This window comes from Aquabacterium sp. A08 (genome assembly GCF_011742065.1).
Window position 1 is genome coordinate 1 of the sequence record NZ_JAAQQT010000690.1, and the last position, 22219, is coordinate 22219.

A 22219-nucleotide genomic window follows, 5' to 3' on the forward strand; every position below is an offset into this window, starting at 1 on the left:
GCCTGGATGGAGCGGTCGATGAAGACCGAGTTGTCGTTGGCGATCTGCACGCTGACGCCGGGGGGCAGGTCGTCGCGCAGGCGGTCGAGCAAGGCGGTGACGGCGGCCGACAGCTCCAGCGGGTTGGCCGTGGCCTGGCGGATGACGCCCAAAGAAATCGCGTCGCGGCCGTTCAGGCGCACCGAGGTGCGCTCGTCCTGCGCGCCCTGCACCACCCGGGCCACGTCGCCGATGCGCACCGGCAGCCCGTTGACACTGCGGATGGCCACGGCGGCGAACTGATCGGGCGTTTGCAGGTCGGTGGTGGCGGTGACGTTGAACTCGCGCTGCGCGCTCTCGATGCGCCCGGCCGGCACCTCCAGGTTGGAGCGGCGCAGCGCGTCCTCCACGTCCTGCACGGTCAGGCGGTAGGCGGCCAGGCGGTCGGGGTCCAGCCACAGGCGCATGGCGTACTTGCGCTCGCCGTAGACGCGCACGTCGGCCACGCCGGTGGCGGTCTGCAGCAGCGGCTTGGCGATGCGGTTGGCGTAGTCCGACAGCTGCAGGGCGTTGTGGGTGTCGGAACTCAGGGCGATCCAGACCACGGGGAAGGCGTCGGCTTCGACCTTGGCCACCACCGGTTCGTCGATGGTCTGCGGCAGGCGCCCGCGCACCCGGGCCACCTTGTCGCGCACCTCGGCGGCGGCGGCGTCGGGGTCACGCTCCAGCTTGAAGCGCACGGTGATCTGGCTCTGCTCCTGCCGGCTGATGGAGGTGATGACGTCCACCCCCTCGATGCCGGCGAGCGAGTCTTCCAGCGGCTTGGTGACCTGGGACTCGACCACCTCGCTGGAAGCGCCAGCAAAGCGGGTGCTGACGGTGACGTTGGGCTCGTCGATCTTGGGGTATTCGCGCACCGACAGGTGGGTGAACGCGACCCAGCCGATCAGCAGCACCAGCAGGGACAGCACGGTGGCGAAGACCGGGCGTCGGATGGCGATTTCGGGCAGCTGCATGGCGACTCCCGGGGCTCAACCGGCCGGCGGTTTGGGGGCGGCCGGCGGCGCGGTGCCCGCGCCGGGCACCGACCCGGTGGGCCCAGCGCCGGCCCGGGCCAGGTCCACCACCCGCACGGCGGTGCCGTCGCGTTGCAAGCGCTGCTGGCCGGCCACCACCACGGTGTCGCCGGCCTGCAGGCCGTCCAGCACCTGCACCAGGGCGCCACGCCGCAGGCCCAGGGTTACCTCGGTGCGGCGCGAGACGGGCGGGGCTTGCGCCCCGTCCGGGCTGGGCTCCAGCCGCACCACCGTCTGGCGCCCGCCCTGGGGCACGATGGCTTCCTCGGGCACCATCAGCGCGGCTTCGTCCACCGACAGGGTCACGGTGACGCGGGCGAACAGCCCCGGGCGCAGGCCGCCGCGGCGGTCGGCCGGCAGGCTGGCGCGCACCTGCAAGGCGCGGCCGTTGGCGTCCACCAGCGGGTCCAGCGCCTGCACGCGGGCGGTGAAGGTCTGCCCCGGCAGGGCGTCCAGCCGCACCTGCACCGGCTGGCCCGGCGCCACCCGGGCCTGGTAGCGCTCGGGCAGGCGGAAATCCACCACCAGTTGGGAGGTGTCTTCCAGGTTGACCAGGTCGGCGCCGTCCTTGACGTAGTCACCCAGGTTGACGCTGCGGATGCCGACCGTGCCGTCGAACGGCGCCACCAGGCGCATGCGCGCCACCCGGGCCTCGGCCAGCTGCACCTGGGCCTGCGCCACCTGCAGGCTGGCCCGGCTTTCGTCCAACACGCGCTGGGCCACGAAATTCTGCGCCACCAGTTCCTCGTTGCGCTGCAGGTTGGCGCGGGCGATGGACAGCTGCGCCTGCGCCTGGCTCAGCTCGGCGCGCTGCAGGGTGTCGTCGAGCTGAACCAGCAGCTGGCCCTGGCGCACCGCGGCGCCGTCCTCGAAGGCGATGCGCACCACCCGGCCACTGACCTCCGGGCGCAGCACCACGCTCTGGCGCGAGCGCAGCGAACCGACCGATTCGGCATCGTCCACCAGCCGCAGCGTTTGCACCTGGGCCACCTCGACGCTGGGCAGGCCGCCGCCCGGCCCGTTGGCGGGGGGGCGGGCGCCGGGCGCGGCCACCGGGGCGGGCGCGCCCGAGGGGCGGTCGCTGTCGCGCTGCAGCCACCAGGCCACCGCCATCGCCGCCGCCAAGCCGGCGACCACCACCACCCCACGCATCGGTTTGCTTGCCATCTGCTCTGTGTCCCGCGGATTGAGCCGCCCAAATGGCTGACTCTAGCAGCGCCGCCCGGTTCCACGCCGCCGCACGGCGAATAACCGAGCGCCAGGGTGCGCGCGCAGGGCGGTGCGCACCGCCTCAGCGGCCGGGCACGCCGCGGTTGGCCAGGGCGTCGGCGCGTTCGTTGCCCGGGTCACCGGCGTGGCCCTTGACCCAGTGCCACTCGATCTGGTGGCCGGCGTGCTGCACCAGGTCGTCCAGCCGCTGCCACAGGTCCACGTTCTTGACCGGCTGTTTGGCCGCCGTCTTCCAGCCCTTGGCTTTCCAGCCCTTGAGCCATTCGGTGATGCCTTTGCGCACGTACTCGCTGTCCAGGTAGAGCGTGACGCGGCACGGGCGCTTGAGCGCCGCCAGCGCTTCGATGACGGCGGTCATCTCCATGCGGTTGTTGGTGGTTTCGCGTTCACCGCCGAACAGCTCTTTTTCCACCGCGCCGGACCGCAGCAAAGCGCCCCAGCCGCCGGGGCCGGGGTTGCCTTTGCAGGCGCCGTCGGTGTAGATGACCACGTGGTTCACGCTCGGTGTCTTTCATTGCCGGCCGGGGGGCGGCCGAGGGATTGGAGAGAGGGTTTCTGGGCAACCACCACCGGCGCGGCGGCGGCGCGGCGGGGCTTCCAGGCCGGCCCCAACAGGTGCATGCCGCGCACCCGCTTGACCGCCACCAGGAAATACACCGCGCCCAGCACCGGCCACCAGCGGGCGCCGACGCGGTCCATCCATTCAAAGCGCTGCAGCCAGGCGTCGCTGCGCACCGGGGGCCGGTAGGCGCCCAGCTGCACCGACTCGACCTCGAAACTCAGCAGGCGCAACCAGTCGCGCAGCCGCCAGTGGCCGATGAATGCCCCGGCCTCGGGGAGGTAGAGGCGGCCCAGCGCGGTCTGGCCCAGCCCCAGGCGGGCACAGGCGTGGGCGCGGTACTGGCGCAAGCCCCACCAGCTGGCGGGGTTGAGCCCGGTGATGACCACCCGCCCCTGCGGCACCAGCACGCGTTCGACCTCGCGCAGCACGGCGTGGGGGTCGGCGCTGAGTTCCAGGGTGTGGGGCAGCACCACCAGGTCCAGGCTCTGCGCCGGGAACGGCAGAGCCGCGGCGTGGGTGACCAGCGCCACCGCGGGGCCGGGCCCAGCCCGCTCAGGGACGGCAAGGCGCGACGCCTCCACCCCGGCCCACTCCGGCACCGCCAGCCAGCGGTGCGGCATGCGGTTGGCGGCCAGGGCGTCCAGCTGGGGCAGGCCCAGCTGCAGGGCGTTGTAGCCGAACAGATCGACCACCGCCGCGTCGAAGCGGGCACGCTCCCAGGCCAGCAGGTAGCGCCCCGGGGGCGTGGCGAACCAGGCCGCCAGTTCCTCGCCCAGTTCCAGGGCGGGTGGCAGGGGCTCAGGCGTCGGCCGGTTCATCCACCGCCGGGGGTTGGGCCAGCACCAGGGCGCGGATCATCTCGCGCATGACCTTTTTCTCGGGGAAGCTCAGCGGCCGCGCCAATTCGCGCCGCACGCGCAGCAGCAGGTGCCGGTCGGTTTCGGGCGGCACGCCCTGGCTGTTCTGCATTTCCTCGAACAGGTCCAGGCGGGCATCGGCGGTTTCCTCGGTCCACCAGTCCTGCAGCACCCGCTCGACCTGGGCGCGCCAGTCGGTGTCGGGTTCGGCCTGGGCATCGAGGTAGGGCTCACGCAGCGGGAGCTCGGCCTCGGGGTCGCGCGGCGGCTCGGCCGGCCGACCGGCGAAGTAGCCCAGACCGGGGATGGTCAGCGCCTGCCAGGCCGCGGCGTTGATCGACACGCGGCGGTCGGCCTGCATCAGCAACCGCGCCCAGCTCGGGTCGTCGGCCAGCAGGCGGGCCACGTCGTGCGAGGCCTCGTCGGTCACCAGCACCACCTTGAGGCCGCGCCACTGGGCTTCGTCGATGTAGGGGATGAGGCGTTCGTCGTCGCTGGCGACCAGCACCAGCGGGCACTGGCCGCGCTGGGCCAGTTGGGTCAGTTCCAGCCCGAGCGCACGGACCAGGCCGAGCCCGCCGTCCTGGGCGTGGGGCGGCACCGGCCGCAGCAGGACGTCGTCGACCAGTTCGGTCACGGGGCGGTCGGTGAACAGGCAGGTGCGCAGCAGGGCCACCTCAGGCTGGCCACAGCGGGCCAGGTGGCCGAACACCGACATGAGGGCAGCGCGCTGCAGCACGGGCGCGGGCTGGGTGGCCTCGCGCGGCTGCTGGGCCGCGAGCCAACCAAGGTAGCGCTCGTCCACCAGGGCCACGGCCGCGCCCGCGCCAGGGGTGGCTCCCCCCGGGGCAAAACGGGAAGGCGCGCGCTTGTTCAAATGGAATTTGGTTTTGATATTGTTCATAAATAAAAGGGCCAATGTGGCAAAAAAGGCGCCACGCGAGGCGTGCTGTGCTTAGCCTGCCGATTTTGTCACGGAAACGCGGCGGGAGTTCCAGCGGCTTTGCTATGCTGCCGCCGGTGAACTTTGCCCAACTGCTGTTTCCCGACTTTTCGCTGATTCTGTGCGGCTACCTGCTGTGCCGCTACACCGCCCTGAACCGCCAGGTGTGGGAACCGCTGGAGCGGCTGGTCTATTTCTTTTTGTTCCCGGTGCTGCTGTTCCACGCCATCGTGCGCACGCCGCTGGAATGGCAAACCGCCACCCACACCATGGGTGCGGGCCTGACGCTGGGGCTGCTGGGCATCGCCCTGGCCTACTCCCTGCCGCACTGGCCGGGGCTGGGCCGCCGGCTGGACCCCCGGCTGCACGCGGCCAGTGCGCAGATCGGCTTCCGCTTCAACTCCTTCATCGTGCTGGCGCTGGTGGACAAGGTGGCGGGACCCCAGGGCATGCCGTTGGTGGCGGTGCTGATCGGGGTCTGTGTGCCCCTCTTCAACGTCGGGGCGGTCTACCCGATGGCGCGCCACGGCACGCGCGGCCTGTGGCGCGAACTGGTGCGCAACCCGCTGATCATCGCCACGCTGAGCGGGCTGGCGGCCAACCTGCTGGGCCTGGGCATACCGGACTGGCTGGCGCCCACCACCCAGCGCATCGGCGCGGCGTCGCTGGCCCTGGGCCTGATGGCCGCCGGGGCCGGCATGCAGCTGGGCCGCATGGCGCAGGCCAAAACCCTGGCCGGGCTGGTGCTGGCGGTCAAGCACCTGGGCCTGCCGCTGCTGGCGCTGGGCGTGGCGCGGCTGTGGGGGCTGGACCCGCTGCAGACCACGGTGCTGCTGATGTTTTCGGCCGTGCCGACCGCGTCCAGCTGCTACGTGCTGGCCGCCCGCATGGGGCACGACGGGGCCTATGTGGCCGGGCTGGTGACCCTGTCCACCCTGCTCGGCATGGTCAGCCTGCCGCTGGCGCTGGGGGTGTTGGCGCACTGGCGCTGACGCGGCCCACGGGGCCAGTTCGTCGGGTCCAGCCCATCCGGCATGGCACCGAGCGGCCGTGTCGCGGGCCGCGCCTCAGCGGGCGCCGTCCAGCAAGTCCAGCCGGCGCTGCACTGCGTCGCGCAGGGCGCTGTCGCCCACCTGCCCGGCCCGCTGGCGCTGCACCCGCAGCCAGGCCAGCAAGGGCCGGCGCCAGCCTTGCCCCGAGGCGGTATCGACCGCCGCTTGCACCCCGGCGGCGTCCAGCCGCTGCGCCCGCAGCAGGACCGAGGCCGCGATCAGGCGGGCCACCGGATCGTCCATGGCCACCAGACGGGCCGCGGTGTCGGTGCCCTCGGCCAGCGGCCAGGCCTGCACCCAGGGGCGGTAGGCCGGCGGCAAGGCCGGGGCATCGCCGGCCAGTGGCTGGGCCAGCAACCAGCGGTGGTAGGCCCGGTCGGCCTCGGCGGCGCCGGGGGCCAGGGCCAGAAAGGCGTCGCACGGGGCCAGGTCCAGCGCCGCCTGGCGGATGGCGCATTCGGTCAGGGCCACGCGGGCAACCCAGGTGGCGTCGGCGGTGCGCGCGGTCTCGCGGCGGGCGCGGTCCCACTCCAGCTGGGCGACGCGGGCACGGCCTTCCAGCTCGGCCTGTGTGGCGCGCTGCACGGCCCCATGGGCGTTGACCTGCCAGTCGGGCGCGGGGGGCCGGGTGCCGCAGCCGCCCAGTCCCCACGCCAGGGCCAGCGCGGCCGCAGCCAGCCACCCGGACCGCAGCCTGCGCACGAAGGCGGGGGTGGACACGGCGCTCATGGCAGCTGCAGGCGGGTGTCGCGGCCGAAAGGCCAACGCCGCTGGAGGTCGTTGACCAGGCCATCGACCCGGCGCAGGCTGGACTCGACCTCGGCGCGCAACGCGTCCAGGTCCACCGTGGCGCTGCGGGTGTTCTCGGCGATGCCCTGGGCCTCGACCAGCACCCGGTCCACCCGCTGCAGCGTCTGGCGGGCGTCGGCCAGCAGACCCTGCAACTCGCGCACGGTGGCCTGGGTGTCGGTCATCAGGCCCTCGGGGCCGAAGACCCGCTCGTCGGTGTGGCCCAGCAGGGTTTCGGTGCGGCCGGCCACGCCTTCCAGGCGGGCCAGCACGCGCTGGGCGTCGTCGAACACCCGCAGCAGGCGCTGGCGGTCGGCGTCGTTGCCGGCCAGCAGGTCCAGCGCCCCGCCGGGGCCGTTGAGGCGGGCGGTGGCGGCCTCCACCTGGCGCAGGCTGCCGTTGAGCGGCGAGCTGTCCTGCGTCATGGCGTTGAGGTTGGCCAGCAGGTCGCGCACGGCGCCGACGAGCTGGGGAATTTCGGCCATGGCGTCGCCCTTGAGCACCGGCCGCACCGCGCCGTCGGGCAGCGGTGGGGCCTCCAGCACACCGGTGTAGGCGCGGATACGGGTGGCCCCGACCAGGCTGCGTTCCATGGTGAAAATGCTGGACTCGCGCAACCAATTGGCGTCCTTGCGCGGCACGTCGATGACGATGCGGGCGTTGCCTTCGGCGCCGAGTTCGATGCGCCGCACCCGCCCGATGGGGAAGCCGGAGAAGGTCAGGTCCATGCCCACGGACACGCCTTCGGAGTCGTCGGCCACCAGCACCAGTTCCTGGGTCGCCTCGAACACGCCGCGGGCGTACAGCAGGTACAGGCCGGAGCCGAGCACCATGGCCACCATCAAGGCCAGCAGCAGGGCGGCCTTGAACTCCACCCCGGGCACGCGGGTGCTGGGCAGCAAGGGGTCGGGGGCGTCGGTCGGCGGCATGGTACTCAATAGTAATTGCCCATGAGGGACACCAGCTCGATGGCGATCAGCGCCAGGAACATGCGCACCAGAGACTGCAGCTCGGAGCGGGCGCGCGCCTCGGGACGGGGCGAATCGTAGAGGCTGGACGCCAGCGGAATGAGCGCCACGGTGAGCGCAAAAAACAGGGTTTTGAAGGCGAAGATGAGGGTCACCACCGGGCTGAACACCTGTCCCACCACCCGGGTGTAACTGGCCAGCGCCCAGGGCGTGAAGCCATAGATGTTCAGGTACGCCAGCGCCAGTGCCACCAGGCAGCTCAGGGCCGCCAGCATCAGCACCGAAAACATGCCGGCCAGCGCGCGCGGCAGCACCAGCCAGTGCAGCGGGTCGCGGCCCTCGGCACGCAGGCGCTCGAAGGCGCCCTGCTCGCGCCAGGCCAGCAGTTCGCTGCCCTGCGGGATGGTGATGCGCAGGGCCACGAACAGCGCGGCGGCCAGCGGAATGAGTTCGAGCACCAGCACCCGCACCACCATGTCCACGGCGTAGCGCGACAGGCCGTAGCTGACCGCGGTGACGACGACGATGCGGATCAGCACCAGGCCCAGCAGGGCCGACAGCACGGTGAACCACAGCAGGACCGGGGCGGTGGCCTGGTGGAGCTGGCGCGCCAGCAGCGGCCAGCGGTCGCGACCATAGCTGCCGGGCGACAGCGCCATGACCAGAATGACCGCGCCCAGGTGAACGATGCGCCACCACTGCAGCGCCCAGTGCCCGGCCGGCCGCAGGCTGCGGTGCCACAGGGACTGGAGCGCGGGGAAGCGAGCCATGCGCCCGATGTTATCGCGCCTGGGCCAAGGCCCAGGCCACGTGTTCGCGCACCAGCGCACTGGGGTGGCCTTGCCGGGTGGCCAGGGCCTGACACAGCGCCGCCCGCACATCCGGTGCGGGACCGGCGGCCAGCGCGTTGCCCAGCGCCACCGCCACGTTGCGCAGCCAGCGCTCGTGGCCGATGCGGCGGATCGGGCTGCCCTCGGTCAGCCGCAGAAAGGTCGCCTCGTCCCAGGCAAACAACTCGGGCAGCGGCTGGGCCACCAGGTGGGCGCGGGCGTCGAAATCGGGCAGCCGGCTGGCCTGGGCGTACTTGTTCCACGGGCACACCAGCTGGCAGTCGTCGCAGCCGTAAATGCGGTTGCCGATGGCCGCGCGCCACGCCAGCGGGATCGGGCCGTCGTGCTCGATGGTGAGGTAAGAAATGCAACGCCGCGCGTCCACCCGGTACGGGGCGACGATGGCGCCGGTGGGGCAGGCGTCCAGGCAGGCGCGGCACTGGCCGCAGTGCGCCGTGGTGGGGGGGGTGGGCGGCAGGGCCAGGTTCAGGAAAATCTCGCCCAGGAAAAACATCGAGCCGCCATCGCGGTGCAGCAGCAGGGTGTGTTTGCCGCGCCAGCCCAGCCCGCTGCGGCCGGCCAGCTCCACCTCCAGCACCGGGGCCGAATCGGTGAAGGCCCGGTGCTGCAGGCCGCCGTCGGGCGCCGCCCAGGGCCCGGCCTGCAGCGCCTGGTCAATGCGCTCGGCCAGCCGCTGCAGGCGCTGGCGCAGCACCTTGTGGTAGTCCCGCCCGCGGGCGTAGAGCGACACCACCGCCTCGCCGGGCCGCTGCTGGCGCGCGCGTTCCCGCTCGGCCCAGTCGGGCGGGGTGTCGCGCGGCAGGTAGTCCATCCGCGCCGTGAGCACGCTGACCGTGCCGGGCAACAGCTCGGCCGGGCGGGCGCGCTTCAGGCCGTGGTGGGCCATGTAGCCCATGCCGCCGTGGAAGCCGGCCTCCAGCCAGGCCAGCAGGCCCGGCTCGGCGCTGCGCAGGTCCACCCCGGCCACACCGATCTGGGAAAATCCGGCCTCCAGGCCCCAGGCCTGGAGTTGCGCGACAAAGCGTTCCGCGTTGAACATTGGCCCCATTGTAGAAAGCCCGTCATGACCGCCGCCCCCCTGCCCGCCACGGCCCGCTGCCACTGCCCGAGCGAGGACGCCACCCAGGCGCTGGCCGCCCGGCTGGCCCGCTGCCCGGCGCTGGCGCACGCGCTGGTGACCCTGCACGGCGACCTGGGCGCGGGCAAGACCACCCTGGTGCGCCACCTGCTGCGCGCGCTGGGGGTGCAGGGCCGCATCAAAAGCCCCACCTACGCGGTGGTGGAGCCGCACACCGCCCCTCCTGCCACGGCCTGGCCTGACGGCCTGAACGTGTCCCACTTCGACCTCTACCGCTTCACCGACCCGCGCGAGTGGGAGGACGCGGGTTTTCGCGAACTTTTTGCCGACCCCGGCCTCAAGCTGGTCGAGTGGCCCGAAAAGGCCGCCGGCCTGCTGCCCCCGCCCGACCTCTCTGTCACACTCACCCCCATGGACGACGACGCCCGCACCCTGGACCTGACCGCCCACACCCCCGCCGGCCGGCAACTGCTGGCCGCCGCCTGCGCATGAGGCGGCGCGACGTGCTGGCCCGCCTGGGCCCGGGCGGGTTGCTGCTGCTGTGGCTGGGGCCGCACCAGATCGCGCACGGCGCCAGCATCGTGGCGGTGCGCATCTGGCCAGCGCAGGACTACACCCGGGTCACCATCGAGTCCGACGCCAAGCTGCAAGCGCGGCACTTTTTCGTGGCCGACCCGCCGCGGCTGGCGGTGGACATCGAGGGGCTGGACCTGATCCCCGGGCTGCGCGACCTGGTCGGCCAGTTGCGCGCGGACGACCCGAACATCGCGGGCATCCGCGTCGGGCAGAACGCCCCCAACGTGGTGCGGCTGGTGGTGGACCTCAAGCGCCCGATCGCGCCGCAGGTGTTCGACCTGGCGCCGGTGGCCGCCTACCAGCACCGGCTGGTGCTCGACCTGTACCCGACCCAGGCGGCGGACCCGCTGGAGAGCCTGATCGCCCAGCGCCTGCAAGAGGCCGAGCAGGCCGTGGCCCAGGCCACCCCGGCACCGGCAGCAGCCCCGCAAGCAGCGCCCGACCCCTTGGGCGACCTGATCGCCCAGCGCGGACAGGCCCCGGCCCTGACGGCCGCGCCCCCGGCGCCGGCCCGTGCCCCCGACGCCCCCACCCCCACGCCTGCGAGCGCGCCGGCCGAGGCGCGACCGAGCTTCGCCGCCAAGCAGCGCCCCGGCAAAACCGACCGGCTGATCGTGGTGGCGCTGGACCCCGGGCACGGCGGCGAGGACCCCGGCGCCATCGGCCCCGGCGGCACCCAGGAAAAGGACGTGGTGCTGGCCATCGCCCTGCAATTGCGCGACCGCATCAACCGCACCCAGGTCAATGGCCACACCCTGCGCGCCTTCCTGACGCGCGACGCCGACTTCTTCGTGCCCCTGCACGTGCGGGTGGACAAGGCGCGCCGGGTGCAGGCCGACCTGTTCGTCAGCGTCCACGCCGACGCCTTCTTCACCCCGCGGCCGCAGGGGGCCAGCGTGTACGCCCTGAGCGACCGGGGCGCCACCAGCGCGGCCGCGCGCTGGATCGCCAACAAGGAAAACGCCGCCGACCTGGTGGGCGGCCTGAACGTGCGCGCCAAAGACCTGCAGGTGCAACGCGCCCTGCTGGACATGAGCACCACCGCGCAGATCAACGACAGCCTGCGCCTGGGCAGCGCCATGCTCGGGCAGATGGGCCGGGTGGGCAAGTTGCACAAGCCTCGGGTGGAGCAGGCCGGCTTTGCCGTGCTGCGGGCGCCAGACATGCCCAGCGTGTTGGTGGAAACCGCCTTCATCAGCAACCCGGACGAGGAAAAGCGCCTGCGCTCCCCGCGCTTTCAGGCCGACATGGCCGATGCCCTGCTGCGCGGCATCGTGGCCTATTTCGAGAAAAACCCGCCGCTGGCGCGCAGCCGCCCGCTCTGAGGCGGGCGCGGCTCAGACCGGGTAGATCAGCGAGTTGAGCACCATCTCGCTGTCATAGACGCAGCGGCGCGCGCGCAATTTGAGCGTGCCGTCGGCGCCGCGCACAAAGGTGTCGAGGTAGCGGCCGACGTTGAACACCTCGCTCACCTCGCCCGGCTTGGTGCGGAACACCGCGTAGTGGGCCTGGGCCTGCACCACCTCGCCGGCGTCATCGGCCACCACCGACAGCACCTGCGCCGGGCTGACCACGTGGCGCATGTGGTAAGGCCCGTGGTAGATGGTCTGGGTGATGCCGTGGACGCGGTCCTTCATCATGCCCTGGCTTTCCAGGGCGATGAGCGCCAGCGGCAAGCCGCGGTCGAAGTTCTCGCGCGCCTGCACCTGGTAGTGGCCGTCGGGCAGGAAGAAGTCGGGCCAGTCGCCGTAGCGTTTTTCGTCCAGCGCGGCGGCGTAGGCGGCGTTGAAACGGTCGATCTGGTGGTGCAGCCACAGCGTGGCCATCGGGTCCAGCGCCACGGGCGTGGGGTGGGCGGCGGGGGTCATGCGGCCATCGCTTTCTGCCAGTAGGCGTACATGCCGCGGATCAGGGTTTCGGTGACCATGTGTTCGGTCGGCGGCTGGCCCAGGCCGGCGTCTTTGCCGCCCAGCTCGCACAGGGTGCTGCCCTGTCCCCGGCCGTCGCTGTTCCATTGGGCGAAGCCGTCCTGGCTGAACTCGATGACCTCGCCGTCGTCGGCGCTGACAAAACCGGCCGGGCCGAACAGGTTGGCCTGGCGCAGGCGGCGTTGCGTCATCTCGGGGGTGTCGTCGGCAAAGCCGAAGTGGGTCCAGACGAAGTCGAAACTGCCGTTGCCGCGTGGCTGGATGTGGCGGGTGGAGAGCGAATTGACCTGCTGCTGCACGATCAGGCTGGGGAAGAGCGTGATCATGGTCACCGTGGGGGTGATGGACTGGCCGGGGTGTTGCGGGTCGTCCACCGTCCACCATGGCTCGGGCTGCACATCGAGCAGGCGCGGGTCGTGCAGGCTCATGTTGGCCTTGAAGCTGGTCACGCCCTGGGTCACGTCGGTCTGCACGCCGGAGTCTTTGGCCGGGCCCTGGCCACCGTCGTTGCGGCGCGACAGCATCACCGCGTGGCGGCCGTGTGCGTCCATCACCATGCGGCTTTGCTGGTCGGCGCGCCACAGGCCGAAGGTAACGAACCAGGTGTGCAGCAGCCCCGGGTGGTAGGGGTCTTTGATGTTTTCCAGCATCAACTTCCAGTTGCCCGGAATGCGCTGGCGGTTGTAGCCCAGCAGGGTGAGCGGGCGCGGGCCGTTGGGCCCCTGGAAGATGCGGTCCAGCCAGGGCAGGATCTGGGGGCCCAGGTAATCGCGCAGCGGTTCGGCGGCGTCGCTGAAGGTGGCGAACACCAGGCCATGCAGCACCTCCACCCGCAGCTTGGTCAGGCCGTGGGCTTTGAGCTCGAAGTCGGGCGGCATGCCGCCGTGGGTGCATTCGGCACCTTCGGTCACCACCTTGACGCCGTCCTTGAACGGCAGGCCGGCCAGGTCGCCGTTGAGTTTGTAGGTCCACTGGTGGTAGGGGCAGACGAAGCTGCGCGCGTTGCCGTGCGGCTCCTGGCAGAAGCGCACGCCACGGTGCGCACAGCGGTTTTCCACCACGCGGATGCCGTGGTCGGTGGCGCGTTCCTTGGGCATGACGCGGTCGCGCACCAGAATGACCTGACGCTCGCCCACCCAGCTCAGTTTGTAGTCGCCCACGTTCGGGATTTCCACCTCCAGGCCGACGTAGCTCCAGTGCGGGCCGTAGAACAGTTTGTCCAGCTCCTGCTGGTAGACCTGGGGGTCGGTGTAGGCCCAGAAAGGCACGCGGCCGGTGCCGGACTCGGCGGGCGAGGGGCGGGGCGCAGGGGGCTTGGGGCGGGCAGCGGTCATGGCGAGGTCGGTGAAGTCTTGGCAAATAATAAGTACACATATCTTTTGTTGCATCGGGGGGAACCCTGACGGCCACGCGCACTGGCGCCCAGGTGCCCAACGGGCGGTGGCCGGCAAGGCACGCACCGGCGGCGCTTCTACAATGCCGCGGTGAACCCACCGACCGCCCTGCCCCGCCCGCACACCCAGCCCCGCCGCGCCATCCAGGAACTGCCCGACGAGCTGATCAGCCAGATCGCCGCCGGCGAGGTGGTGGAGCGGCCCGCCTCGGTTGTGCGCGAACTGGTGGACAACGCGCTGGACGCCGGCGCCAGCCAGGTCACGGTGCGGCTGCTGGCCGGCGGCGTGCGGCTGATCGCGGTGGAGGACGACGGCTGCGGCATCCCGCGCGACGAGCTGCCGGTGGCGCTCAAACGCCACGCCACCAGCAAGATCCGCGACCTGCACGAACTGGAGGCGGTGGACACCATGGGCTTCCGCGGCGAAGCCCTGGCCGCCATCCACTCCATCGCCGAGGTCGGCCTGCTGTCGCGCAGCGTCGACGCGCCCGAGCCCCACGGCTGGCTGCTGCACGGCCGCACCGGCGAACTGGTGCCCGCCGCCCGCGCCGTGGGCACCACGGTGGAGGTGCGCGAGCTGTTTTACGCCACCCCGGCGCGGCGTAAATTCCTCAAGACCGACGCCACCGAGCTGGCCCACTGCCTGGAGGCGGTGCGCCGCCACGCCCTGGCCCGGCCCGACGTGGGCTTTGCCATCTGGCACGAAGGCAAGCTGCTGGAGCAGTGGCGCCCCTGCGCGCAGGACGACGCCGCCGAGGCCCTGGCGCAGCGGGTGGCCGCCGCCCTGGGGCCGGACTTTGTGGACGACAGCCTGCGCCTGGACGGCCTGGGCAGCGCGGTGCGCGTGTGGGGCCGCGCCGGCCTGCCCGACGCCGCCCGCAGCCGCAACGACCGCCAGTTCGCCTACGTCAACGGCCGCTACGTGCGCGACAAGGTGATCGCCCACGCCGCCCGCAGCGCCTACGAAGACGTGCTGCATGGCCAGCGCCAGCCGGCCTACGTGCTGTTCATCGAGATCGACCCGGCCCGCGTAGACGTGAACGTGCACCCGACCAAGATCGAGGTGCGCTTCCGCGACGGGCGCGAGGTGCACCAGGCGGTGCGCCACGCCGTGGAAAACGCCCTGGCCGTGCCCCGGGCCCAGCAACAGGCCGCCGCCGCTGGCTGGGCCCAGGCGGGCAACGCCCCCGGCAGCGGCGCCGGCGCCGTTGCGGGCGACACCCGGCCCCACACCGCCCCGGCCGCGTTCGGCACACCGCCGCGCCCCTGGGGCCACACCACCCAGCAAACCGGCCTGCCCCTGCACAGCCCGTCGGCCTGGCCGGTGCGCGACGGCCACTGGCCCGCCCCGCCCCGCCGACAGGACGTGGCCACCGCCGTGCACGAAGCCGCCGCGCTCTGGTCGACCCCCGGCCCCTTGGGCATGGCGGCACCCGCTGAGCCCACGGCCAACACCAGCGACCCCACCTGGCCCCTGGGCAAAGCCCTGGCCCAGTTGCAGGGCATCTACATCCTCGCGGAAAACGCCCAGGGCCTGGTGCTGGTGGACATGCACGCCGCGCACGAGCGCATCGTTTACGAGCGCCTGAAACAGCAGCTCGACGGCGCCAACGGCCAGGCCTTGCAAAGCCAGCCCCTGCTGATTCCCGCCACCTTCGCCGCCACCCCCACCGAGGTGGCCGCCGCCGAAGCCCACACCGAGGCGCTACAACAACTGGGGCTGGACATCGGCCCGTTTTCGCCGCAGACGCTGGCCGTGCGTGCGGTGCCGGCCACCCTGGCCCAGGGCAATGCGGTGGAACTGGCCCGCAGCGTGCTGGCGGAACTGGAGCAGCACGGTGGCGCCGACGTGGTCTGGCGCGCCCGCAACGAACTGCTGGCCACCATGGCCTGCCACGGCGCGGTGCGTGCCAACCGGCGCCTGACGCTGGAAGAAATGAACGCCCTGCTGCGCCAGATGGAAGCCACCGAGCGCAGCGACCAGTGCAACCACGGCCGCCCCACCTGGCGCCAGCTCACCCTGAAAGACCTGGACGCCCTGTTCTTGCGCGGCCGCTGAACGCACCAAACTCAAACAGGAAACGCCTTGTTTCGGTGCGTTTTTGTAAGAACCGCACCGCAATTGTGGAAAATACGGGGTTCACTCCCGACATTTGCACCACAATGAAACACACGAGCGCCCACGACTTCATCCGCTACGTCGCCGACCGCAACCCCGGTCAACCCGAGTTCCTGCAGGCCGTCACCGAGGTGATCGAGAGCTTGTGGCCGTTCATCGAACAGCACCCGCGCTACGCCGACCACGGCGTGCTGGAGCGCCTGGTGGAGCCCGAACGGGTGGTGATGTTCCGCGTGAGCTGGGTGGACGACCACGGCACGGTGCAGGTCAACCGCGGCTACCGCATCCAGCACAGCATGGCCATCGGCCCCTACAAGGGCGGCATCCGCTTCCACCCGTCGGTGAACCTGTCGGTGCTCAAGTTCCTGGCGTTTGAACAGACCTTCAAGAACGCCCTGACCACCCTGCCCATGGGCGGCGGCAAGGGCGGCTCGGACTTCGATCCCAAGGGCAAGAGCCCGGCCGAGGTCATGCGCTTTTGCCAGGCGTTTGTGCAGGAACTGTTCCGCCACGTGGGCCCGGACACCGACGTGCCGGCCGGCGACATCGGCGTGGGCGGCCGCGAGGTCGGCTACATGGCCGGTATGTACAAGAAGCTGGCCAACAACGCCGCCAGCGTGTTCACCGGCAAGGGCCTGAGCTTCGGCGGCTCGCTGGTCCGCCCCGAGGCGACCGGCTACGGCACGGTGTACTTCGCCGACGAGATGCTCAAGACCCGTGGCAAGTCCTTTCAGGGCCTGCGCGTCTCGGTGTCCGGCTCGGGCAACGTGGCGCAGTACGCGGTCGAAAAGGCCATGGCGCTGGGCGCCAAGGTGATCACCGTGTCCGACTCCAGCGGCACCATCGTCGACGAAGAAGGCTTCACGCCGGAGAAGCTGGCCATCCTGATGGACGTGAAGAACCACCACTACGGCCGCGTGAGCGACTACGCCGCCCGCACCGGCGTGCAGTTCGAGGCCGGCCAGCGCCCCTGGCACGTGCCGGTGGACGTGGCCCTGCCCTGCGCCACCCAGAACGAGCTGGACGAGGCCGACGCCCGCACCCTGATCGCCAACGGCGTGGTCTGCGTGGCCGAGGGCGCCAACATGCCCTCGACCATCGAAGCGGCCAAGGCCTTTGAAGCGGCCGGCGTGCTGTACGCGCCGGGCAAGGCGTCCAACGCCGGTGGTGTGGCCACCTCGGGCCTGGAGATGAGCCAGAACGCCATGCGCCTGAGCTGGACCCGCGAGGAAGTGGACGCGCGCCTGCTGCAGATCATGCAGGGCATCCACGCCGCCTGCGTCAAGCACGGCCGGCGCGCCGACGGCTCGGTCAGCTACATCGACGGCGCCAACATCGCCGGCTTCGTCAAAGTGGCCGACGCCATGCTGGCGCAGGGCGTCATCTGAGGCCAGAGCCTGGGCACCGCGGTGGCGCGGTGCCCAGGCGCAGCCCCGCCAGCGGCGGCAGCCGGCGCGGCCACCCCCATCTGTTACCCTCGCCGGCATGCCTCACCCCAGCCGTCCCTCCATGTCCAGCGGCACCACCGTGCTGATGCTGGCGCTGCTGCTGGGCATCCAGCCCGTGGCCACCGACCTCTACCTGCCGGCCCTGCCGGCCATGACCGCGGGTTTTGCCGCGCCCATGCACCAGGCGCAGCTCACCCTCACCGCGCTGCTCCTGGCCTTTGGCGTGTCGCAATTGCTGTGGGGGCCGTTGTCGGACCGCTACGGCCGCCGTCCGGTGCTGCTCTGCGGCATGGCGGCGTTCACCCTGGCCTCGGTCGGCAGCGTGTTCGCCCAGAACATGGAGCAACTGGTGCTCTGGCGCACCGTGCAGGGCGCGGCCATGGGCGCGGCGGTCATGTGTGCGCGCGCCATCGTGCGCGACCTCTACGCCCCGGTCGAGGGCGCGCGCATGATGTCCAAGGGCCTGACCGGCCTGGGCGTGCTGGCCTGCCTGAGCGCGCCGGTGGGTGGCGTGCTGTCGGAATGGTTCGGCTGGCGCACCACCCTGGGGGCCCTGGCCGTGTTCGGTGGCGTCACCCTGCTCGCGGTGGCCTGGCGATTTCGGGAAACGCTGCCCGCGCCCAACCCGCGCGCCCTGCAGCCGCGCGAGATGCTGCGCATCTGGCGCGGCATTGTGCGCCACCCCACCTACTGGACCTTCACCCTGCTGGCGGCCACCTCCTACTGCGGCCTGTTCACCTTTCTGGCCACCTCCTCGTTCGTGTTCATCAACGTGCTGGGCCTGAGCAAGACCCAGTACGGGCTGCTGATGCTGTCCATGTCGGCCAGCTACATCGCGGGCACGGTGCTGTGCCGCCGCCTGATTCCACGGCTGGGGGTGCGGCGCACGGTGGCCATTGCCGCCGGCTGCACGCTGACCGGCGGCACCGTCATGGGCGTGCTGGGCTGGCTCGGCTGGGAAAACACCTGGGCCATCATGGTGCCCTACTACCTGTTCATCATGGCGCACGGCGTGCACCAGCCCTGCGGGCAAAGCGGCGCGGTCGCGCCCTTCCCGCAGGCGGCCGGGGCCGCGTCGGCACTCAGCGGCTTCAGCATGATGGTGGCGGCCTTTCTCATGGGCACCTGGCTGGGCGGCAGCCTCACACCCGAAGCCGGCGTGTTGCCCCTGACCAACGGCCTGTGGTTCTGGAGCGTGGCCATCGCCGCCGTGGGCTGGACGCTGGTGCAGCGCTACGGCGAGGTCCGCACACCGCCGCAACCGCTGGCGCGGGCGGCCACGCCATGAACGCCCGCGCGAGCTGGTTGGCGATTGCCGGGCCCACCGCGTCGGGCAAAACCGCGCTGGCGCTGGCCCTGGCCCAGCGGCGGCCGGTGGAGATCGTCAGCGTCGATTCGGCCCTGGTGTACCGGGGCATGGACATTGGCACCGCCAAACCGACCGCAGAGGAACGGGCGGCGGTGCCGCACCACCTGCTCGACATCCGCGACCCCAGCGGCAGCTACAGCGCCGCCGACTTTGCCCGCGACGCCGAACGGCTGGTGGACGAGATCCACCAACGCGGCGCACTGCCGCTGCTGGTGGGCGGCACCTTGTTGTATTTCAAGGCCCTGTTCGAGGGCCTGGACGACATGCCCGCGGCCCAACCCGCCCTGCGCGCCGAACTGGAGACCCAAGCCCAGGCCCTGGGCTGGCCGGCCCTGCACGCCGAATTGGCCCGGGTGGACCCCGCCACCGCCGCCCGGCTTGCGCCCCACGACGGCCAGCGCATCGGCCGGGCGCTGGAGGTGTACCGCGCCACCGGCCAGCCGCTGTCGAGCTTCCACCGCCGCGTGCCCGCGGCCCCCGACCAAGCCCTGCAGATCGCCGGCCAGCCCGGCGCCCTGCTGTCGCTGGAACCCACACAACGGGCCTGGCTGCACGAACGCATCGCCCAGCGCTTCGACGCCATGCTGGACCAGGGCCTGATCGGCGAGGTGCAGCGCTTGCGCGCCCGCGGCGACCTGACCCCGGACCTGCCGGCCATGCGTTGCGTCGGCTACCGCCAGACCTGGGAAGCGCTGGACCACGCGGCCGCCGACGGCCGCACCGACCTGAACAACGCCGAACGCCAGCACCTGCGCAACACCGGCATCTTTGCCACACGCCAGCTCGCCAAACGGCAACTGACCTGGTTGCGCGCCATGCCACAGCGCCACGTTGTGGCCTGCGACGCGCCCGACGCCGCTCCGGTGGCCCTGCAATGGGCCCTCGAACGGCTGCCCTAGCCCGGCGGCACAAAACCGGCGTTTGCGCGTAGCATGGGGCACTGCGCCCGCCTCCCCACCATGCCCGCCACCCCGCCCGCCCCCGAGCCCGCCACCCCGCGCTGGCAGCGTGCTTTGCCGCTGCTGATGCTGGCGGTGGGCGCCGGGCTGACCGGGTTGGCCCACCGGGAAGAAACCGCCACCTTCCAGGCCCTGCGCCAGGCCCGCTTCCAGGCCCAGGCCACCGAGGTGGCCGCCGCGCTGGAGCGGCACCTGCACAGCAACGCGGCCCTGCTGCGCGGCGTGGCCGGCCTGTTTGCCAGCAGCGACGACGTCAACGCCAGCGAATTCCGCACCTATGTGCAGGGCCTGCAGCTCGACACCGGCTACCCCTGGATCCAGGGCGTCGGTTTTGCCCGCTGGCAACCACCTGCCCCAGGGCAGAGCCTGGGCAGCAGCCGCATCGTCTACCTGGAACCCATGGACTGGCGCAACCAGCGCGCCCTGGGGCGCGACATGTACGGCGAACCGGTGCGCCAGCGCGCCATGGCACAGGCCGTGGCCAGCGGCCAGCCCACCCTGTCCGGGCGCGTCACGCTGCTGCAAGAAACCCACACCGCCCCGCAGGCCGGTCTGCTGATGTTCATGCCCATCCACGGCAAACCCGGGGTGGCCAGCGCCACCCCAGCCTTGCAGGGCTGGGCCTACTCCCCGCTGCGGGCCGGCGACGTGGTGGCCACGCTGCGCACCCCCAACAGCCCGCTCGCGCGGGACCACCTTCGCCTCGAATGGTTCGCCAGCGACCGGGCCGACCCCGATCAGCTGCTGTACGCCAGCGAGGCGCCATCGGCGGCCCCCCCGCTCCCCATCCATCACAGCGAACACCTGTCGCTTTACGGAAGCCAGTGGCACCTGCGGTTCCGTCCCACCGCCGCGGGCCTGGCCGCGCTGGAAGACGCCCACACCCGCCCCAACGCCCTGTTGCAGGGCGGCATCCTTACCTTGCTGGCCACCGGGCTGGTGGCGGTCATGTTGCGCGGCCGGCAGCGCATTGCACAGGCCCTGTGGCTCAGCCAGCGCAGCAACCAGCAACTGCAGGCCCAGCAGGACGAACTGCGCCTGGCCGGCACCGTCATGGCAGCCAGCCCCATGGGCATCGTCGTCACCGACGCGCAGCGCCGCATCGTCTCGGTCAACCCCGCGTTCACCCGCATCACCGGCTACAGCGCCGACGAGGTGATGGGCCACACCCCGCGCATGCTGGCCGCCGAGCCCCGGCCCTCGGCCGCACAAGAGTCACTGCTGGCCCGGCTCCAGACCAACGACCACTGGGAGGGTGAGCTGCAGAACCGCCGCAAGAACGGCGAGGCCTACCCCGAGTTTCTGTCCATCTGCGCGGTGCGCAACGCCCAGGGGCAAGTGGCCCACTACGTGGGCTTGTTCCAGGACATCACCGAGCGCCGCCAGGCGGAGGACCGCATCCGCGAGCTGGCCCACCACGACTACCTGACCCACCTGGCCAACCGGGCCCTGCTGGTGGAGCGCGCGGGGGTGGAGTTGTCGCTGGCCAAACGCTACCGGCGCCACCCGGCGCTGCTGTTCATCGACCTGGACCGCTTCAAACCGGTGAACGACACCTACGGCCACGAAACCGGCGACGCGGTACTGATCGAAGTGGCCCAGCGACTGACCGGCCTGCTGCGCGAAACCGATCTGGTCTGCCGCCAGGGCGGCGACGAGTTCGTGGTGCTGCTGCCCGACGAGCCCGCGCTGGCGCCGGTGCTGGCCCTGGCCGAGCGGGTGGTGCAGGCAATTGAGCAGCCCTGCACCGTCGGTGCGCACACCATCGGCCTCAGCGCCAGCGTGGGCGTGGCGCGCTACCCGGAACACGGCGACACGGTGGACCGGCTGATCCAGAGCGCCGACGAGGCCATGTACCGGGCCAAGCAGCAGGCCAGCGGCCGGGTCTGCCTGGCAGAGGCACCTGCGGGAGCGGGCTTCGGGACGCCCGTGGCGGCTGAGGGCACCCCCGGCGCCTGACCTCGCCCCGGGAGCCCGCCTGCGTCAGCCCAGCAGCCGGGCCTTGGCCGCCGCGTATTCGCGCCGCAGCCGCGCCACCAGTTCGGCCGCCGGCACCACCGCGTTCACCGCCCCAATGCCCTGACCGCAGCCCCAAATGTCCTTCCACGCCTTCTTCGCGTCGCCGCCGAAGTTCATTTTGCTCGGGTCGCTCTCGGGCAGGTGGTCCGGGTCCAGCCCGGCGGCGCGGACGGAAGGCTTGAGGTAGTTGCCGTGCACCCCGGTGAACAGGTTGCTGTAGACGATGTCGTCGGAGTTGCTGTCCACCACGCACTGCTTGTACGCGTCGGAGGCCCGGGCCTCCTCGGTGGCGATGAAGGCCGAGCCGATGTAGGCGAAGTCTGCCCCCATGGCCTGGGCCGCCAGCACCGCATCCCCGGTGGCCATGGCGCCGGACAGGGCCAGCGGGCCGTCGAACCACTGGCGGATTTCCTGCACCAGCGCGAAGGGGCTTTTCACCCCGGCGTGGCCGCCGGCACCGGCCGCCACCGCGATCAGGCCATCGGCCCCCTTCTCGATCGCCTTGTGCGCGAAAAAGTTGTTGATGATGTCGTGCAACACCACGCCGCCCCAGCTGTGCACCGCCTGGTTCACGTCTTCGCGCGCGCCCAGGCTGGTGATGACGATGGGCACCTTGTACTTGGCGCACAGCGCCATGTCGTGCTCCAGCCGGTCGTTGCTCTTGTGCACGATCTGGTTGATGGCGAACGGCGCGGCCGGGCTGTCCGGGTGGGCCCGGTCGTGCGCGGCCAGCGCTTCGGTGATTTCGGCCAGCCATTCGTCGAGCTGGGCCGCCGGGCGGGCGTTGAGGGCGGGCATGGAACCGACCACGCCGGCCGTGCACTGGGCAATGACGAGCTTGGGGTTGCTGATGATGAACAGCGGTGAGCCGATCACCGGAAAAGGCACGCGCCGCAGCGCGGGGGGCAGTTGGGACATGGGGTCTCCGTCGTTGTTGTGGGGGAATTCTGGGCCCAGAGGCAACAACGCCCTGTCGGTGAAGCGACAGGGCGTGTCAGGGTCACGGCGCCAGACGGGTCCGGC

The 22219-nt window shown here is 71.5% G+C and carries 20 protein-coding genes; 8 read left to right on the forward strand and 12 right to left on the reverse strand.

All coding sequences use genetic code 11. The features are described from left to right. The 5 genes from HA630_RS19145 to HA630_RS19165 all read right to left on the reverse strand — a co-directional run. Nucleotides 1-995: efflux RND transporter permease subunit (locus HA630_RS19145; RefSeq protein ID WP_166836883.1), on the reverse strand; the 995-nt coding region annotated here is incomplete at its 3' end. A 15-nt stretch (nt 996-1010) separates the two neighbouring features. After that, nucleotides 1011-2222, reverse strand: a complete 1212-nt coding sequence (locus tag HA630_RS19150; protein ID WP_166836885.1) for an efflux RND transporter periplasmic adaptor subunit — start codon at nt 2220-2222, stop codon at nt 1011-1013. A gap of 124 nt (nt 2223-2346) precedes the next feature. Next, the gene (rnhA, locus tag HA630_RS19155; protein WP_166836887.1) at nt 2347-2784 is read right to left on the reverse strand and encodes a ribonuclease HI; all 438 of its coding nucleotides are present in this window, start codon (nt 2782-2784) and stop codon (nt 2347-2349) included. Next, the gene (locus tag HA630_RS19160) at nt 2781-3665 is read right to left on the reverse strand and encodes a class I SAM-dependent methyltransferase (protein WP_371809293.1); all 885 of its coding nucleotides are present in this window, start codon (nt 3663-3665) and stop codon (nt 2781-2783) included. The genes rnhA and HA630_RS19160 overlap by 4 nt, the downstream gene beginning before the upstream one ends. After that, nucleotides 3646-4608 (reverse strand): hypothetical protein, encoded by a 963-nt coding sequence (locus HA630_RS19165; protein ID WP_166836888.1) that lies wholly within the window; start codon nt 4606-4608, stop codon nt 3646-3648. The genes HA630_RS19160 and HA630_RS19165 overlap by 20 nt, the downstream gene beginning before the upstream one ends. 116 nt (nt 4609-4724) lie before the next feature. Between HA630_RS19165 and HA630_RS19170 the strand changes: the two genes are divergently transcribed. After that, nucleotides 4725-5639 (forward strand): AEC family transporter, encoded by a 915-nt coding sequence (locus HA630_RS19170; RefSeq protein WP_166836890.1) that lies wholly within the window; start codon nt 4725-4727, stop codon nt 5637-5639. A 75-nt stretch (nt 5640-5714) separates the two neighbouring features. Here HA630_RS19170 and HA630_RS19175 read toward each other — a convergent pair whose 3' ends face one another. The 4 genes from HA630_RS19175 to queG are packed head-to-tail and all read right to left on the reverse strand — an operon-like array spanning nt 5715 to nt 9346. Then, nucleotides 5715-6428 carry a hypothetical protein gene (locus HA630_RS19175; RefSeq protein WP_166836891.1) on the reverse strand — a complete coding sequence of 238 codons (714 nt, stop codon included), beginning with the start codon at nt 6426-6428 and terminating at the stop codon, nt 5715-5717. Then, complete coding sequence (locus HA630_RS19180; RefSeq protein ID WP_166836892.1) at nt 6425-7417, reverse strand: MlaD family protein; 993 nt, start codon at nt 7415-7417, stop codon at nt 6425-6427. Before HA630_RS19180 ends, HA630_RS19175 begins: the two co-directional genes overlap by 4 nt. Before the next feature lie 5 nt (nt 7418-7422). After that, nucleotides 7423-8226, reverse strand: coding sequence for an ABC transporter permease (locus tag HA630_RS19185; protein ID WP_166836893.1), 804 nt, complete (start codon nt 8224-8226; stop codon nt 7423-7425). A 10-nt stretch (nt 8227-8236) separates the two neighbouring features. Continuing rightward, nucleotides 8237-9346 carry a tRNA epoxyqueuosine(34) reductase QueG gene (queG, locus tag HA630_RS19190; protein ID WP_166836894.1) on the reverse strand — a complete coding sequence of 370 codons (1110 nt, stop codon included), beginning with the start codon at nt 9344-9346 and terminating at the stop codon, nt 8237-8239. A gap of 24 nt (nt 9347-9370) precedes the next feature. Here queG and tsaE point away from each other — a divergent pair, with 24 nt between their 5' ends. Together tsaE and HA630_RS19200 are read left to right on the forward strand one after the other, a co-directional pair. Next, entirely contained in the window at nt 9371-9877 is a 507-nt protein-coding gene (tsaE, locus tag HA630_RS19195) for a tRNA (adenosine(37)-N6)-threonylcarbamoyltransferase complex ATPase subunit type 1 TsaE (protein ID WP_166836895.1), read from the forward strand. Beyond that, nucleotides 9874-11286 (forward strand): N-acetylmuramoyl-L-alanine amidase, encoded by a 1413-nt coding sequence (locus HA630_RS19200; protein ID WP_166836896.1) that lies wholly within the window; start codon nt 9874-9876, stop codon nt 11284-11286. Before tsaE ends, HA630_RS19200 begins: the two co-directional genes overlap by 4 nt. 12 nt (nt 11287-11298) lie before the next feature. On the opposite strand, the gene HA630_RS19205 is transcribed toward HA630_RS19200, so the two are convergent. Further along, nucleotides 11299-11829: a nuclear transport factor 2 family protein gene (locus HA630_RS19205; protein WP_371809294.1), complete on the reverse strand. Its 531-nt coding sequence runs from the start codon at nt 11827-11829 to the stop codon at nt 11299-11301. Then, the gene (locus HA630_RS19210; RefSeq protein ID WP_166836897.1) at nt 11826-13223 is read right to left on the reverse strand and encodes an aromatic ring-hydroxylating dioxygenase subunit alpha; all 1398 of its coding nucleotides are present in this window, start codon (nt 13221-13223) and stop codon (nt 11826-11828) included. Before HA630_RS19210 ends, HA630_RS19205 begins: the two co-directional genes overlap by 4 nt. Before the next feature lie 150 nt (nt 13224-13373). Here HA630_RS19210 and mutL point away from each other — a divergent pair, with 150 nt between their 5' ends. The 5 genes from mutL (at nt 13374) to HA630_RS19235 (ending at nt 21136) form a co-directional block, all read left to right on the forward strand. After that, complete coding sequence (gene mutL, locus HA630_RS19215; protein WP_371809295.1) at nt 13374-15341, forward strand: DNA mismatch repair endonuclease MutL; 1968 nt, start codon at nt 13374-13376, stop codon at nt 15339-15341. A 104-nt stretch (nt 15342-15445) separates the two neighbouring features. Next, nucleotides 15446-16789, forward strand: coding sequence for an NADP-specific glutamate dehydrogenase (gene gdhA / locus HA630_RS19220; protein WP_166836898.1), 1344 nt, complete (start codon nt 15446-15448; stop codon nt 16787-16789). A gap of 97 nt (nt 16790-16886) precedes the next feature. Then, a complete protein-coding gene (locus tag HA630_RS19225; protein ID WP_166836899.1) occupies nt 16887-18137 on the forward strand; it encodes a multidrug effflux MFS transporter in 1251 nt (416 codons plus the stop codon). Beyond that, the gene (gene miaA, locus HA630_RS19230) at nt 18134-19117 is read left to right on the forward strand and encodes a tRNA (adenosine(37)-N6)-dimethylallyltransferase MiaA (RefSeq protein ID WP_166836900.1); all 984 of its coding nucleotides are present in this window, start codon (nt 18134-18136) and stop codon (nt 19115-19117) included. The genes HA630_RS19225 and miaA overlap by 4 nt, the downstream gene beginning before the upstream one ends. Before the next feature lie 60 nt (nt 19118-19177). Further along, nucleotides 19178-21136, forward strand: coding sequence for a diguanylate cyclase domain-containing protein (locus tag HA630_RS19235; RefSeq protein WP_166836901.1), 1959 nt, complete (start codon nt 19178-19180; stop codon nt 21134-21136). A gap of 24 nt (nt 21137-21160) precedes the next feature. Here HA630_RS19235 and HA630_RS19240 read toward each other — a convergent pair whose 3' ends face one another. Next, the gene (locus tag HA630_RS19240) at nt 21161-22114 is read right to left on the reverse strand and encodes a nitronate monooxygenase family protein (RefSeq protein ID WP_166836902.1); all 954 of its coding nucleotides are present in this window, start codon (nt 22112-22114) and stop codon (nt 21161-21163) included. Nucleotides 22115-22219: the final 105 nt, after the last annotated feature.

Coding starts and splice junctions, on each gene's coding strand:
- HA630_RS19160 (WP_371809293.1), bottom strand. CDS start 3,665: ATGAACCGGCCGACGCCTGAGCCCCTGCCACCCGCCCTGGAACTGGGC.
- HA630_RS19165 (WP_166836888.1), bottom strand. CDS start 4,608: ATGAACAATATCAAAACCAAATTCCATTTGAACAAGCGCGCGCCTTCC.
- HA630_RS19210 (WP_166836897.1), bottom strand. CDS start 13,223: ATGACCGCTGCCCGCCCCAAGCCCCCTGCGCCCCGCCCCTCGCCCGCC.
- HA630_RS19240 (WP_166836902.1), bottom strand. CDS start 22,114: ATGTCCCAACTGCCCCCCGCGCTGCGGCGCGTGCCTTTTCCGGTGATC.
- HA630_RS19150 (WP_166836885.1), bottom strand. CDS start 2,222: ATGGCAAGCAAACCGATGCGTGGGGTGGTGGTGGTCGCCGGCTTGGCG.
- gdhA (WP_166836898.1), top strand. CDS start 15,446: ATGAAACACACGAGCGCCCACGACTTCATCCGCTACGTCGCCGACCGC.
- tsaE (WP_166836895.1), top strand. CDS start 9,371: ATGACCGCCGCCCCCCTGCCCGCCACGGCCCGCTGCCACTGCCCGAGC.
- HA630_RS19235 (WP_166836901.1), top strand. CDS start 19,178: ATGCCCGCCACCCCGCCCGCCCCCGAGCCCGCCACCCCGCGCTGGCAG.
- miaA (WP_166836900.1), top strand. CDS start 18,134: ATGAACGCCCGCGCGAGCTGGTTGGCGATTGCCGGGCCCACCGCGTCG.
- queG (WP_166836894.1), bottom strand. CDS start 9,346: ATGTTCAACGCGGAACGCTTTGTCGCGCAACTCCAGGCCTGGGGCCTG.
- HA630_RS19200 (WP_166836896.1), top strand. CDS start 9,874: ATGAGGCGGCGCGACGTGCTGGCCCGCCTGGGCCCGGGCGGGTTGCTG.
- HA630_RS19225 (WP_166836899.1), top strand. CDS start 16,887: ATGCCTCACCCCAGCCGTCCCTCCATGTCCAGCGGCACCACCGTGCTG.
- HA630_RS19185 (WP_166836893.1), bottom strand. CDS start 8,226: ATGGCTCGCTTCCCCGCGCTCCAGTCCCTGTGGCACCGCAGCCTGCGG.
- HA630_RS19175 (WP_166836891.1), bottom strand. CDS start 6,428: ATGAGCGCCGTGTCCACCCCCGCCTTCGTGCGCAGGCTGCGGTCCGGG.
- HA630_RS19205 (WP_371809294.1), bottom strand. CDS start 11,829: ATGACCCCCGCCGCCCACCCCACGCCCGTGGCGCTGGACCCGATGGCC.
- HA630_RS19180 (WP_166836892.1), bottom strand. CDS start 7,417: ATGCCGCCGACCGACGCCCCCGACCCCTTGCTGCCCAGCACCCGCGTG.